Source organism: Pseudomonas sp. AP3_22 TE3818 (genome assembly GCF_053628995.1).
Genome location: NZ_JBRJHL010000001.1, coordinates 4,864,624 through 4,878,710, shown reverse-complemented (window position 1 = coordinate 4,878,710; position 14,087 = coordinate 4,864,624). Strand labels below are relative to the sequence as shown.

Genomic DNA, 14,087 nt, shown 5'->3' with positions numbered 1-14,087 from the left:
AATCGTTTTTGTACCTACATCGATGGTCTGCCATGCATTGTTCCGTTTGTGAACGCGCAGCCAGTAATGTGGCCTCCGTCTATGCAAGACAAGGTAAAGAAATAACATGGGCAGCATGCATCCCGTACAGGTGATCGCGGTGACCGGCGGCAAAGGTGGCGTCGGGAAAACTAACGTGTCAGTGAACTTGTCCCTGGCTTTGGCTGAGCTTGGCCGGCGCGTCATGCTGCTGGACGCCGACCTGGGACTGGCGAACGTCGACGTTCTGCTGGGGCTGACACCCAAACGTACCCTGGCCGACGTGATCGAGGGCCGCTGCGAACTGCGCGATGTACTGCTGCAGGGGCCAGGCGGCATCCGTATCGTTCCGGCCGCATCCGGCACACAGAGCATGGTGCATCTGAGTCCTGCGCAACACGCAGGCCTGATCCAGGCCTTCAGTGATATCGGCGACAACCTCGACGTATTGGTGATCGACACCGCTGCGGGCATTGGTGAGTCGGTCGTCAGCTTCGTTCGTGCAGCCCAGGAAGTGCTGCTGGTGGTGTGCGATGAGCCGACCTCGATTACCGATGCCTACGCCTTGATCAAGTTGCTCAATCGCGACTACGGCATGAACCGCTTCCGCGTCCTGGCCAACATGGCCCAGAGCCCGCAGGAAGGGCGCAACCTGTTCGCCAAGTTGACCAAGGTCACGGATCGCTTCCTCGACGTCGCCCTACAATACGTCGGCGCGGTGCCCTACGACGAAAGCGTGCGCAAGGCTGTGCAGAAGCAGCGCGCCGTCTACGAGGCCTTCCCGCGTTCCAAGTGCTCGCTGGCGTTCAAGGCCATTGCGCAGAAGGTCGATACCTGGCCGCTGCCTGCCAACCCGCGCGGGCACCTGGAGTTTTTCGTCGAGCGCCTCGTGCAGCAAACAGCAGGACCTGTGCTATGACAGCCAGCGGTTACAACCTCTACAAAAAATCGGCTCGTGATGCGCAGTACGAACTGATCGAGCGTTACGCGCCGCTGGTTAAACGCATTGCTTACCACTTGCTGGCGCGTTTGCCGGCCAGTGTCCAGGTCGAAGACCTGATCCAGGCCGGGATGATCGGCCTGCTTGAGGTATCGACCAAATATGACGCCAGCAAAGGCGCCAGTTTCGAGACGTACGCGGGCATTCGAATCCGCGGCGCCATGCTCGATGAAGTGCGCAAGGGGGACTGGGCGCCACGTTCGGTTCACCGCAATACGCGCATGGTCAGCGACGCCATTCGCTCGATTGAAGCGAAAACCGGCCGTGACGCTAAAGATCACGAAGTTGCGGCCGAACTCCAATTGAGTCTCGACGATTACTACGGAATTTTGAACGACACCCTGGGCAGCCGGTTATTCAGTTTCGACGATCTGTTGCAGGACGGCGAACACGAAGGGCTGCACGAGGATGGCGCGAGTGCTCATACCGAGCCGTCACGCGATCTGGAAGATGAACGCTTCCAGGCGGCGCTGGCGGATGCGATTGCCAATTTGCCGGAGCGTGAGCGACTGGTGTTGGCGCTGTACTACGACGAAGAGTTGAACCTCAAGGAAATCGGTGAGGTCCTGGGGGTCAGCGAATCGCGGGTCAGCCAGTTACACAGCCAGTGCGCGGCCCGCTTGCGGGGGCGTTTGGGGGAGTGGCGAGCGCGCTGAAGGCAGTGTGGGGGCACTGCGAAAGAGGCTGGTGTGGAATTGAACTGCGCCGGTCCCGATCTGTTGTGCTCCAGACAGTCATTGAGTGCTTTGCCGGATTGATTGAAATGGCGCGTCCAGGTGCTGGGCGCGTTTAAGACTGCTTGGAGGTCGAATTGGACAAGAACATGAAAATCCTCATCGTTGATGACTTCTCAACGATGCGGCGGATCATCAAGAACCTGCTGCGTGACCTTGGGTTCACCAACACCGTCGAGGCCGACGATGGCACTACCGCCATTCCGGTGCTCAACAGCGGAAGCATCGACTTTCTGGTAACGGACTGGAACATGCCGGGCATGACCGGTATCGATCTGCTGCGCCACGTGCGTGCCGATGAAAAGCTCAAGCACCTGCCGGTGCTGATGGTGACCGCTGAAGCCAAGCGTGAGCAGATCATCGAAGCGGCCCAGGCCGGCGTTAACGGCTATGTGGTCAAACCCTTCACGGCCCAGGCGTTGAAAGAAAAAATCGAGAAGATTTTCGAACGCATCGGTTGATGACTGCGCCACGGGGGAGCTATGGGCAATAACGAAACTTCATTGGGCGATTTTGAGTCGACCCTGAAAAAACACGCCGTCGAATTGGTCGAGAGCCTTGAAAAAGGCAAGTTCGGCGACGCGGTGCAATTGATCCATGAGCTCAACCAGACCCGTGACCGCGGCCTGTATCAGGAAGTGGGAAAGCTCACTCGCGAACTGCATAGCGCGATCGTCAATTTCCAGATTGACCCGCACATGCCGCAAGCCGAAGAAGTGTCGCAGATCACCGACGCCACTGAGCGTCTGGGTTATGTGGTCAAGCTGACCGAGGCCGCGGCCAACCGCACCATGGACCTGGTGGAGAGTGCCACGCCGCTGGTCAATAGCCTGGCGGATGAAGCCCAGGCCTTGAGCACGGACTGGGGGCGCTTCATGCGTCGCGAAGTCGGCGCTGAAGAGTTTCGTGAACTGGCCCGGCGGGTCGACGGCTTCCTGGTGCGCAGCGGCACGGACAATCGCGCGGTGTCGGGCAACCTCAACGACATCCTGCTCGCCCAGGATTACCAGGACCTCACGGGGCAAGTGATCAAGCGTGTGACCCAACTGGTCACCGAAGTTGAAAGCAACCTGCTCAAGCTCGTGCTGATGGCCAGTCAGGTGGACCGCTTTGCGGGCATCGAACATGACCGTGAAGCAATGCTTGCTGAAAAAGATCCACAAAAACATCTCTCTCAGGGTGAAGGTCCGCAGATTCATGCCGATAAAAGAGAAGACGTTGTGTCCGGTCAGGACGATGTGGACGATTTGCTATCCAGCCTAGGATTTTAGGTTTTTTGGGTTTTTAGACCTTTAGGAGCACCCCCCCTGATGAGCTTCGGCGCCGATGAAGAGATCCTTCAGGATTTCCTGGTTGAGGCCGGCGAGATTCTAGAGCAACTGTCCGAGCAACTGGTCGAGCTGGAAAGCCGTCCGGACGATGCGGATTTGCTCAATGCAATTTTTCGCGGTTTTCACACTGTAAAAGGGGGCGCCGGCTTCCTCCAGCTCAACGAGTTGGTGGAGTGCTGCCACATTGCCGAGAACGTGTTCGACATCCTGCGCAAGGGTGAGCGTCGCGTCGATTCGGAACTGATGGACGTGGTTCTCGAAGCGCTGGACGCGGTGAACAGCATGTTCAGCGAAGTCCGCGAGCGCAGCCCGATCACGGCAGCGACACCTGAGCTGCTGGCGGCGCTGGCCCGTCTGGCCGAGCCGCAATCGGCTGACGAAGGGGTTGCTGCGCCTGTTGCCGCCGTGGTTGAAGCGCCGGTGGCCGAAGCCGATTCAGGCGATATTACCGATAACGAATTCGAGCAATTGCTGGACTCGCTCAATGCTGTCAAGGCACAGGCCGAGGCGCCGGCGGTTGCCCACGCACCTGCAAGAGACACACCTGCCAGCGATGCGGCTGCCAGCGACGAAATCACCGATGCCGAGTTCGAGTCGTTGCTCGATCAGTTGCACGGTAAAGGCCAGTTTGCCGTCGATGCGATTGCGCAGGCTCCGGCTGCGCCAGAAGCACCGAAAGCGCCGGGCGACAGTTCCGATATTACTGACGACGAATTTGAAGCACTGCTCGACCAGTTGCATGGCAAGGGCAACTTTGCTGTCGAGGCCCTGGAGTCGGCCATTGCGTCGGTGCCTGCACCCGCGGCCCCAAGCGCGGCGGCGGCTGGCAGCGATCTGATTTCCGATCACGAGTTCGAAGCGCTGCTCGACGAATTGCACGGCAAGGGCAAGTTCAGCGAAGTTGGCACCGCGACAGCGGCCAACGGTTCGAACGCTGCGGTTGCGGCACCGGCAGCCAAGGCTGTGGCGCCCAAACCTGTGGCCAAGGCTCCCGAGCCAAAAGCCGAAGCTCCGGCAGCCGCCGCACCGGCTGCTGCCCGCGCCCCGGCCGCGCCACCGGCAGAAAAACCGACGAGCGAAGCCGAGACCACCGTACGCGTCGATACCGCGCGTCTGGACGAGATCATGAACATGGTCGGCGAGCTGGTGCTGGTGCGTAACCGCCTGGTCCGCCTGGGTCTCAACAGTGGCGACGAAGCCATGTCCAAGGCCGTGTCGAACCTCGACGTGGTCACCGCCGACCTGCAAACCGCGGTCATGAAGACCCGGATGCAACCGATCAAGAAAGTCTTCGGGCGCTTTCCGCGCCTGGTTCGCGACCTGGCTCGCCAGCTCAAGAAAGAGATCAACCTGGAACTCGTCGGCGAAGAAACCGACCTCGACAAGAACCTCGTCGAGGCTCTGGCCGACCCGCTGGTCCACTTGGTGCGCAACGCGGTCGACCACGGCATCGAGTCGCCGGAGGAGCGCGAAGCCTCGGGCAAGGCCCGTGGCGGCAAGGTGATCCTGGCGGCCGAACAGGAAGGAGATCACATCCTGCTGTCGATCTCCGATGACGGTAAAGGCATGGACCCGAATGTCCTGCGTTCCATCGCGGTCAAACGCGGCGTGATGGACAAGGACGCGGCCGATCGACTGAGCGACACCGAGTGCTACAACCTGATCTTCGCCCCGGGTTTCTCGACCAAGACCGAGATCTCCGACGTGTCGGGTCGCGGCGTGGGCATGGACGTGGTGAAAACCAAGATTTCCCAGCTCAACGGTTCGATCAACATCTACTCGGCCAAGGGCCAGGGTTCGAAGATCGTCATCAAGGTGCCGCTGACCCTGGCGATCATGCCGACGCTGATGGTCATGCTCGGCAACCAGGCGTTCGCGTTCCCGCTGGTGAACGTCAACGAGATCTTCCACCTCGACCTGTCGACCACCAACGTCGTGGACGGCCAGGAAGTGGTGATCGTGCGGGACAAGGCACTGCCATTGTTCTACCTCAAACGCTGGCTGGTCAGCTCCGCCGCTCACGAAGAGCAGCGCGAGGGCCATGTGGTGATCCTTTCGGTGGGCACGCAGCGGATCGGCTTTGTCGTCGATCAACTGGTGGGCCAGGAAGAAGTGGTCATCAAGCCATTGGGCAAAATGCTCCAGGGAACGCCGGGCATGTCCGGCGCCACCATCACCGGTGACGGCCGCATCGCGCTGATTCTCGATGTTCCGAGCATGCTCAAGCGTTACGCCACACGGCGTATTTGATTCTGGTGGAGCGGGGCGCCTGGCCTCGCTCCATCTAATGGAGTGTTTATGGCAGTCAAAGTCCTGGTGGTGGACGATTCGGGGTTTTTCCGCCGCCGCGTCTCGGAAATTCTTTCAGCGGATTCGAATATCCAGGTCGTCGGCACGGCGACCAACGGCAAAGAGGCGATCGATCAGGCGCTGGCCCTCAAGCCCGACGTGATCACCATGGATTACGAGATGCCGATGATGGACGGCATCACGGCCGTGCGGCACATCATGCAACGCTGCCCGACCCCGGTCCTGATGTTCTCCTCGCTGACCCATGAAGGCGCCCGGGTCACCCTCGATGCGCTGGATGCCGGTGCGGTGGACTTCCTGCCGAAGAATTTCGAAGACATCTCGCGCAACCCCGAGAAGGTCAAACAGTTGCTGTGCGAGAAGATTCTCAGCATCTCGCGCAGTAATCGTCGTGTCAGTCACTACAGCGCTCCGGCGCCTGTCGCTACGCCAGCACCGACGCCTGCGCCTTCCAGCGTGGGCAGTTTTACCAGCAGCGCACCCGCGCGTCCGGCACCGGCACCGATCCCGGTGCGTACGCATGCACCCGCTACGTCGTCGCCCGCGCCAAAACGCAAAAACTACAAACTGGTGGCCATTGGTACGTCCACCGGCGGCCCGGTCGCCCTGCAACGGGTCTTGACCCAGTTGCCGGCCAACTTCCCGGCCCCGATCGTGCTGGTTCAACACATGCCGGCCGCCTTCACCAAGGCCTTCGCCGAGCGCCTGGACAAGCTCTGCCGCATCCGCGTCAAGGAAGCCGAGGATGGCGACATCCTGCGTCCGGGCCTGGCGCTGCTGGCGCCGGGTGGCAAGCAGATGATGATCGACGGTCGCGGCGCGGTGAAAATCCTCCCGGGTGACGAGCGCCTCAATTACAAGCCGTGTGTGGACATCACCTTCGGTTCGGCAGCCAAGTCCTACGGTGACAAAGTTCTGGCGGTCGTCCTCACCGGCATGGGCGCCGATGGCCGTGAAGGCGCGCGCCTGCTCAAGCAGGGCGGCAGTTCTATCTGGGCACAGGACGAAGCCAGTTGCGTGATCTACGGCATGCCGATGGCCATCGTCAAAGCTGAACTCGCCGACGCGGTGTACAGCCTCGACGACATTGGCAAGCATCTGGTCGAGGCCTGTCTCTGATGGATGTTCTAAGCCTGATCGGCATCATCATGGCCTTTGTCGCCATCATCGGCGGCAACTACCTTGAAGGCGGTCACCTGGGCGCCCTGGCCAACGGCCCGGCAGCGTTGATCGTGCTCGGCGGCACCATCGGCGCGGCGCTGCTGCAATCACCGATGAGTGCCTTCAAGCGCGCCATGCAGATCCTCGCCTGGATCCTGTTCCCGCCTCGCGTCGACCTGGCCGGTGGCATCGATCGGGTGGTGAACTGGAGTCTGACCGCCCGCAAGGAAGGCTTGCTGGGTCTTGAAGGCATCGCCGACGCCGAGCCTGACAATTACGCCCGCAAAGGCCTGCAACTGCTGGTCGACGGCGCCGAGCCGGAAGCGATCCGCAGCATTCTGGAAGTGGATTTCTACACCCAGGAAAGCCGCGATATCGAAGCGGCCAAAGTGTTCGAAAGCATGGGCGGTTACGCGCCGACCATCGGCATCATCGGTGCGGTGATGGGCCTGATTCACGTCATGGGCAACCTGGGTGATCCGTCGCAACTGGGTAACGGCATTGCCGTGGCCTTCGTCGCCACCATCTACGGTGTGGCCAGTGCCAACCTGGTGCTGCTGCCGATTGCCGCCAAACTCAAAGCCATCGCGCTGCGCCAGTCGCGTTATCGCGAAATGTTGCTGGAAGGACTGCTGTCGATCGCCGAAGGTGAAAACCCTCGCTCCATCGAGTTGAAGCTTCAGGGCTTCATGGATTAAGGGAATAAGCTCATGGCTCGCCGTCGCCAGCATGAAGAACACGTCAACCACGAACGCTGGCTGGTGTCCTACGCGGACTTCATCACTTTGCTGTTCGCCTTTTTCGTGGTGATGTACTCCATCTCTTCGATCAACGAAGGCAAGTACAAGGTTATTTCCGAAGCCCTGATCGGGGTCTTTACCGATTCCGATCGCGCGCTCAAGCCGATCCCCATCGGTGACGAGCGGCCGAAGACCGTGACCCCGGCCAAGCCGCTGGTCAAGGACAGTGACCAGGTCGATGCCGGCGTCTCAGGCGCCAGCGATCCACTCAAAAGCATCGCCGACGACATCAGCGCGGCGTTCGGTGACCTGATCAGCTCCAACCAGATGACCGTGCGCGGCAACGAGCTGTGGGTCGAGATCGAGCTCAATTCCAGCCTGTTGTTCGGCAGTGGCGACGCGATGCCCAGCGACATCGCGTTCAGCATCATCGACAAGGTCGCGGCGATCCTGAAGCCGTTCGACAACCCGATTCATGTCGAAGGTTTCACCGACGATCAACCGATCCGCACCGCGCAGTACCCGACCAACTGGGAGCTGTCCTCGGCCCGCTCGGCCAGCATCGTGCGCATGCTGGCGATGCAGGGGGTGAACCCTGGTCGCCTGGCGTCGGTGGGCTACGGCGAGTTCCAGCCGGTGGCCAACAACGCCACCGCTGAAGGCCGCGCACGCAACCGTCGCGTGGTGCTGGTGGTGTCGCGCAACCTCGATGTTCGCCGCAGCCTGACCGGTACCGGAACCGCCCATGCGCAACCGGATGCCGCATTGAAGCGTGCTGGCACACAAACTGCACCGACCCCGGTCAAGTCGCCGGTACGAGAGAACGCCGTCAATTCTCCGTCACCCGCATTAACACGTTGAGCTATTTCTCGGTCGATCCGTGCGACCGGGAGGAACAATCCGAATGAGAGTCTGGGCAGTCGCCAATCAAAAGGGTGGTGTCGGTAAAACCACTTCCTCCATCGCTTTAGCCGGGTTGCTGGCCGAGGCGGGCAAGCGCGTGGTCGTGGTCGATCTCGACCCCCACGGCTCCATGACCAGCTACTTCGGCTACGATCCCGACAGCCTGGAACACAGCAACTACGATCTGTTCCTGCACAAAGGCAACGTGCCGCAAGGCCTGCCGGGCCAGCTGTTGCTGTCGACCAGCGACGAACGCATTTCCCTGTTGCCGTCCAGCACCGCGCTGGCCACCCTCGAGCGCCAGTCGCCCGGGCAGAGTGGTCTGGGCCTGGTGATTGCCAAGAGCCTGGCGCAACTGTGGCAGGACTTCGATTACGCCGTGATCGACAGCCCGCCCTTGCTCGGCGTGCTGATGGTCAATGCCTTGGCGGCGAGCCAGCAACTGGTGATCCCGGTGCAGACCGAACACCTGGCGGTCAAGGGCCTCGAGCGCATGGTCAATACCTTGGCGATGATTAACCGCTCGCGCAAACAGGCATTGCCGTTCACCATCGTGCCGACCTTGTTTGACCGCCGCACCCAGGCGTCTCTCGGAACCTTGCGCGTGCTGCGCGACAAATTCCCCGACGAAATCTGGCAAGGCTATATCCCGGTGGACACGCGCCTGCGCGATGCCAGCCGTGCCGGGCTGACGCCTTCGCAGTTCGACGGCAAGAGCCGTGGCGTTCTCGCTTACCGAGCGTTGCTCAAGCATTTGCTGGCGGCGCAACTCGTTGCGCAGGTGGCGTGAGATGAACTCGATCCCTGTAGGAGCGAGCCTGCTCGCGATGGTCGTCAACGATGACGCGGGAAACCTGGCACCCCGTGGCGCTCTCAGGTTCATCGCGAGCAAGCTCGCTCCTACAGGTGAGCGTTCATGAACCGGCCATTGAAAACCACTTCGCGCCCGCAACTGGCATTGCAGTCCTACCTGGACAGCTTGCTGCAGGACATGACCGAAGAATTGACGCTGCCGATAGAGGCAGTGGCCGAGGAGATCGCCACCGAAGCGGTGCTGGACGAGTTCCAGGCAGCGGTGCTCGAAGAGCAGGCCCGTGATGCCGCGGCGGCCGCGCCGGTGCCGGCATCCGCAGCGCCAGTGTTCAAGGCGCCGGTGATCGAAGCCCCGGTGCCGGTCATGGCGTCCGTTTCGACCATCGCTCCGCTGCTGCAAGCCTTGGTACCGCCACCTGTTGAAGCGCCGCCAGTCGCTGTCGAAGTGCCGCAAACCCTGGTGCCGCCCGTCGTCGAAGTGCATCTGCCACCGAGCAATACGCCGCCACCGGTGGACACCGAGGGTCGTCCGTCCTGGGCCGCCGAGCCTTTCGAATGCCTGCTGTTCGATGTCGCCGGCTTGACCCTGGCGGTGCCGCTGGTGTGCCTGGGATCGATCTATTCCCTGGCCGGTCACGAGCTGACGCCGTTGTTCGGCCAGCCGGAATGGTTCCTGGGCATCCTGCCGAGCCAGGCCGGCAACCTCAAGGTGCTCGATACCGCGCGTTGGGTCATGCCCGACCGTTATCGCGACGATTTCAAGCAGGGCCTGCAATACGTGATTTCGGTCCAGGGCTATGAATGGGGCCTGGCGGTGCATCAAGTCAGCCGCTCGTTGCGACTGGACCCGAATGAAATCAAATGGAGAAGTCATCGAGGTCAGCGGCCATGGCTCGCCGGCACGGTGATTGAACACATGTGCGCCTTGCTCGACGTCGCCTCGTTGGCGGAGTTGATCGCCAGTGGCGGGGCAAAGCACATGTCCGGCAGCAAGCCGAACCACAAACCGACAAACATCAAATAAACAACAGGCGACGTCACTCGATGACGTTGCACGGAACACACACCGCCAGGGCGGTTTCTTGAGGGGGCAGGGTATGAATGACAAGGCAACGGCGGCAAAAGGTTCCGAAGATCCGATCCTGCAATGGGTCACCTTCAAGCTGGACAACGAGACCTACGGCATCAACGTGATGCGCGTCCAGGAAGTCCTGCGCTACACCGAAATCGCCCCGGTCCCGGGTGCCCCGAGCTACGTGCTGGGTATCATCAACCTGCGCGGCAACGTCGTCACCGTGATCGACACCCGTCAGCGCTTCGGCCTGATGAACGCCGAGATCAGCGACAACACCCGCATCGTCATCATCGAGGCCGACAAGCAGGTTGTCGGGATCATGGTCGACAGCGTGGCCGAAGTGGTTTACCTGCGTCAGTCGGAAATTGAAACCGCGCCGAACGTGGGTAACGAAGAGTCCGCCAAGTTCATTCAAGGCGTGTGCAACAAGAACAACGAATTGCTTATCCTGGTCGAGCTGGACAAGATGATGAGCGAAGAAGAATGGTCGGAACTGGAGAGTATCTGATTGATTCTCGAGGTGGCGGTCATTGTCCTGTTCCTGTTCTGGGCAGGCACGCTGGCGATGTTCCTGGCGTACATTCGCGCCCAGAAGCAGATCGCCGCGCAACAGGCCCAGGGCGATGCGCAGCGCGACCAGCGCATCAAGGACCTGGGCAAACGCGTTGACAACTACCAGAACGGCAACGTGCGCATGGGCGAAGACCTGCATGAACTGCGGGCGATCGTTGCGCCGTTGCCGGACAAACTGGCGCAGCTGGAACAGCGCGACCCGACCAGCCTGTCGTTTGCCCAGGCAGCACGATTGGTCGGGATGGGCGCCAGCGTCGACGAACTGACCCAGTCCTGCGGCTTGACCCAGGCTGAGGCGGAGTTGATGAGCAAAGTGCACAAGAACTGATTCTTGTGATTGGCCTGAGATCCCTTTCGCGGGCAAGCCCGCTCCCACACTGGATCAATGTCGTACACAACATTTGTGTTCACAGAAGACCAAATGTGGGAGCGGGCTTGCTCGCGAAGGCGTCCTCGAATGCGCAGCAATCTTCCCCGCGATCCGACTCATTCCTCTCTATCCTCAGACAGGAATTACGCTGTCGTGGTCTCCTGCCTATAACATTCTCAGATCCCACCGTCTTGTGATCGCAACCAGCGATCAGTAGTTTGATCTGCTCAAACATACACAGTGCCAGGAAGGCTTATGATCGACATTTTGCGTGGTACACCGCTGTGGGTTTATGTGGTGTTTTTTATTCTGAGTTACTACGGCGTCATCGCCTGTTTCAGGAGCCACGTATCGAAAAGGTCATTGCAGATATCACCCGTGATATTCGTGGCTTTGTCCCTCGCATCGCTCAATCCCTCCCAGGAAATTGCAATCCAGCTTTCAGTCTATGCATTGGGATTGCTCGCGGGGTGGTTGCTGGCACTGCGTTTTTTCTCGTACAACAATGTGCAGTGCGAGGGGCAACATCTGGTTCTACCCGGTACGATCAAGGTACTGATTGTGTATTGGGGCTTTTTTGCCTGGCGTTATTACGAAGGTTACCAGGCGGCCATGTACCCGGAACTGGCCAATGAAATGTCGGCGGTTGCAGGGGCGGCGCTGGGGGCAGGGCTCATCAATGGATTGATTATTGGTCGCAGTTTCAAGCTATTGCGTTTCGTAGGTGCCGGCTTGCCAGCGAAGGCGGCTAAATGATCGCTGCAATATTCAAGTTCGTATTCGCCGGCAAGCTGGCTCCATAACGGGTTCATAAGCTCAATAATCATCCCCGCGTCCAGTGATGTCCTTCTTCACCATCAGCGCATCCGGACCCATCCCCGCCGGAAACTTCCCCTTCAAGCTCCACGCAAACGCAATAATCTCGGCAATCGTCAGATACAGCTCCTGCGCAATGCTGTCCCCCAGCTCCATGCGCGCCAGCAGTCGCACAAACTCGGCATTTTCGTAGATCGGCACTTCGCAGTTGCAGGCGATCCGTAGGATTTCCTCCGCCAGTTCTTCGTCGCCCTTGGCGGGGAAGGTAGGGACGGTTTGCCAGATGACTAATCGATTGATAGATAAAATACGTCACTTTGAGTGTTGCAGAATGATTCAAAAGTTTTCCTTTTCAGGGAATCCTAGTCCTACTTTAAGAAGTCCTGAATAGACCGTCGCGGTCAACTAAGTCCTACAGGATGAAGTATGAACATTCCTACAGCTAAATCTGTGTTTTAACGGCTTGTTTATTTTGGCGGTAATGGACTTGTCGTTTGTGCGTTGACAGGTGGAAACACAATTCTTTAAGTTTTGTTAGCGAGGGGTGATCAAAAGTAATCGATAAAGGAAAGGGTTGGATGAGGAAAATTAATATTCTGGGCGCTGGTCATATGGGTGGCGCAATATTGTTCGGGTTGAGAGAGGAGTATGGAGCTGGCCATCTAAGGGCGGTTGAAACTAACGCAGGTCGAGCTGCATATCTCACGGCCTGTGGGTTCGAGGTAAGTGAACGGATTGAACACGTTGATTGCAATGATATTGTTGTTTTAGCAGTCCCGCCACAGCGGTTTCAGATTGCAGTTCGGGATAATCAGGTACTGCTTTCTCACAAAGGTCCGGTCATATCCGTAATGGCCGGCGTTACGACTAAATCGCTTTGCAGGACTTTAGGTCATTCACGACTCATCCGTTCGATTCCAAACACGCCATCAGAAGTGCGGGAAGGAATTACTATTTACTACGCTCAAGAAAATGCTGACACTGATTTGATTGCAGCTGCGCAGATGGTTTTTGGCGCGATTGGGAGCTATACAAAGGTTGATGATGAGTGCCTGATTGATTCAGGTACTGCACTCGCGGGGGGTGGCCCCGCACTGGTCGCGTATTTTGCTAACGCATTACAGCAGTACGCGGAGAATGAGGGGTTTGACTCCGAGGTCGCTCGGCAAGTTTGTACACAGTTGTTGTATGGAACTTCATTATTGATGAGATCGACTGGTAAAGCGTCGATGCAACTATGTGAAGAGGTGCAAACGGCTGGCGGTACAACTGAGCGGGCTATCCAGATTTTCGAACGGAATGAGTTGAATAGGACTGTCGCACTGGCTTTAACAGCTGCTGCTGAGCGGTCGGTAGAGTTGGGGAACAGTGCTTTGTAAGGGAGGGGTTATGAAAAGTGAACAACTGCCGTTTAAGTTTAGTCGAGCCAGTACCCCAGGCATGGAGGGGAGTTTCTATAGTGTTTATTTTGGAATGGGGCTCAGTTTTAACCTGATTGATGAGCCTGGAGTTTTTAAAGTCAGTCGCGCCGGGTTGGCGTTTGGCTCGCTGTTGATACGTTATTTAAATAAAGAATGCATTGGTTCCAGGTTTTTGGATCTTGGAACTGGGAGTGGTGTGCATTCTTTTTTGTTGAAAGGAATGGGTGTTAAGTCCGTGACCGCGACTGATATCTGCAAGGAAGCAGTTTTTGTAGCACGGAGGAACGAGTTGTGTAATTTTGAGGTAAATACTATCGAATTTGCATCTGGTGATCTTTTTCAAGGGCTTTCAGGCGGTTCAGAAAAATACGATGTTGTCTTGTTTAATGCGCCAGGCTGGAGAACTCCTTCTGCTTCCTTTCTGAAGGCTCTCAAAAAGTCAGTCGGTGGAGAAGGGCTTCCAATTGATTCGATGTTTTATGGCGACAGAACATTGGAGAGGTTTTTTGAGGAATTGCCAGGTCATTTGAGCGATGGTGGCAAGGTCATCGTAGGGCTAAATTCATTAGTCGGTATTCGGCAGGTAATGAACAGGCTTCAAGAGTTGCATGCAGAAAAATATGTGATCGATTGTAGGCTTTTGGAACGACATGACTTTCCATTGCTTTTCTATACAGAAGAATGGGCACGGATACGAAATATTTTGGTTGATGAAGTAATGAATTGGACAAGGAAGGGCGAAGCCTATTGCAGCATGCAGGAGGGTGGCAAAATAATATGGTCGTATGAAATAGTTGAAATAACTTTGTGGAAAAGGTAGAG

17 protein-coding genes are annotated in these 14,087 nt (G+C 58.2%); 16 read left to right on the top strand and 1 reads right to left on the bottom strand.

Features of this window, described 5'->3' with window-relative positions; translation table 11 throughout:
• Nucleotides 1–106 precede the first annotated feature (106 nt).
• The 14 genes from fleN (at nt 107) to AB7M25_RS22195 (ending at nt 11,784) form a co-directional block, all read left to right on the top strand.
• Entirely contained in the window at nt 107–937 is an 831-nt protein-coding gene (gene fleN, locus AB7M25_RS22260; protein WP_007975361.1) for a flagellar synthesis regulator FleN, read from the top strand.
• Nucleotides 934–1,674, top strand: coding sequence for an RNA polymerase sigma factor FliA (gene fliA / locus AB7M25_RS22255; RefSeq protein WP_007975362.1), 741 nt, complete (start codon nt 934–936; stop codon nt 1,672–1,674). The genes fleN and fliA overlap by 4 nt, the downstream gene beginning before the upstream one ends.
• Nucleotides 1,675–1,841: 167 nt before the next feature.
• Nucleotides 1,842–2,213 (top strand): chemotaxis response regulator CheY, encoded by a 372-nt coding sequence (locus AB7M25_RS22250; RefSeq protein WP_003183998.1) that lies wholly within the window; start codon nt 1,842–1,844, stop codon nt 2,211–2,213.
• A 21-nt stretch (nt 2,214–2,234) separates the two neighbouring features.
• Nucleotides 2,235–3,023, top strand: a complete 789-nt coding sequence (locus tag AB7M25_RS22245) for a protein phosphatase CheZ (RefSeq protein ID WP_429385805.1) — start codon at nt 2,235–2,237, stop codon at nt 3,021–3,023.
• Between the two features lie 39 nt (nt 3,024–3,062).
• On the top strand, nt 3,063–5,333 hold the full coding sequence (locus AB7M25_RS22240) for a chemotaxis protein CheA (RefSeq protein ID WP_429385806.1): 2,271 nt from the start codon (nt 3,063–3,065) through the stop codon (nt 5,331–5,333).
• A 48-nt stretch (nt 5,334–5,381) separates the two neighbouring features.
• Nucleotides 5,382–6,512 carry a protein-glutamate methylesterase/protein-glutamine glutaminase gene (locus tag AB7M25_RS22235; protein WP_429560610.1) on the top strand — a complete coding sequence of 377 codons (1,131 nt, stop codon included), beginning with the start codon at nt 5,382–5,384 and terminating at the stop codon, nt 6,510–6,512.
• On the top strand, nt 6,512–7,252 hold the full coding sequence (locus tag AB7M25_RS22230; protein WP_007980738.1) for a flagellar motor protein: 741 nt from the start codon (nt 6,512–6,514) through the stop codon (nt 7,250–7,252). The genes AB7M25_RS22235 and AB7M25_RS22230 overlap by 1 nt, the downstream gene beginning before the upstream one ends.
• Nucleotides 7,253–7,264: 12 nt before the next feature.
• Nucleotides 7,265–8,155 (top strand): flagellar motor protein MotD, encoded by an 891-nt coding sequence (motD, locus tag AB7M25_RS22225; protein ID WP_008052273.1) that lies wholly within the window; start codon nt 7,265–7,267, stop codon nt 8,153–8,155.
• A 43-nt stretch (nt 8,156–8,198) separates the two neighbouring features.
• The gene (locus AB7M25_RS22220) at nt 8,199–8,987 is read left to right on the top strand and encodes a ParA family protein (RefSeq protein ID WP_007980740.1); all 789 of its coding nucleotides are present in this window, start codon (nt 8,199–8,201) and stop codon (nt 8,985–8,987) included.
• Between the two features lies 1 nt (nt 8,988).
• Nucleotides 8,989–9,117 carry a hypothetical protein gene (locus AB7M25_RS22215; RefSeq protein ID WP_454238002.1) on the top strand — a complete coding sequence of 43 codons (129 nt, stop codon included), beginning with the start codon at nt 8,989–8,991 and terminating at the stop codon, nt 9,115–9,117.
• Nucleotides 9,114–10,034: a CheW domain-containing protein gene (locus tag AB7M25_RS22210; protein WP_429385810.1), complete on the top strand. Its 921-nt coding sequence runs from the start codon at nt 9,114–9,116 to the stop codon at nt 10,032–10,034. The genes AB7M25_RS22215 and AB7M25_RS22210 overlap by 4 nt, the downstream gene beginning before the upstream one ends.
• A 73-nt stretch (nt 10,035–10,107) precedes the next feature.
• Entirely contained in the window at nt 10,108–10,593 is a 486-nt protein-coding gene (locus AB7M25_RS22205) for a chemotaxis protein CheW (protein ID WP_007980742.1), read from the top strand.
• A complete protein-coding gene (locus AB7M25_RS22200; RefSeq protein WP_007980743.1) occupies nt 10,594–10,986 on the top strand; it encodes a DUF2802 domain-containing protein in 393 nt (130 codons plus the stop codon).
• Between the two features lie 297 nt (nt 10,987–11,283).
• Nucleotides 11,284–11,784, top strand: a complete 501-nt coding sequence (locus AB7M25_RS22195; protein WP_454238001.1) for a hypothetical protein — start codon at nt 11,284–11,286, stop codon at nt 11,782–11,784.
• A 60-nt stretch (nt 11,785–11,844) separates the two neighbouring features.
• Here the strand turns inward: AB7M25_RS22195 and AB7M25_RS22190 are convergent, their stop codons facing one another.
• Nucleotides 11,845–12,153 carry an EscU/YscU/HrcU family type III secretion system export apparatus switch protein gene (locus tag AB7M25_RS22190; RefSeq protein WP_429385910.1) on the bottom strand — a complete coding sequence of 103 codons (309 nt, stop codon included), beginning with the start codon at nt 12,151–12,153 and terminating at the stop codon, nt 11,845–11,847.
• Nucleotides 12,154–12,422: 269 nt separating this feature from the next.
• On the opposite strand from AB7M25_RS22190, the gene AB7M25_RS22185 reads away from it, so the two are divergent.
• Both AB7M25_RS22185 and AB7M25_RS22180 read left to right on the top strand, forming a co-directional pair.
• Entirely contained in the window at nt 12,423–13,223 is an 801-nt protein-coding gene (locus AB7M25_RS22185) for a pyrroline-5-carboxylate reductase family protein (RefSeq protein WP_454238000.1), read from the top strand.
• Between the two features lie 10 nt (nt 13,224–13,233).
• A complete protein-coding gene (locus tag AB7M25_RS22180; RefSeq protein ID WP_454237999.1) occupies nt 13,234–14,085 on the top strand; it encodes a methyltransferase in 852 nt (283 codons plus the stop codon).
• The last annotated feature ends 2 nt before the right edge of the window (nt 14,086–14,087 follow it).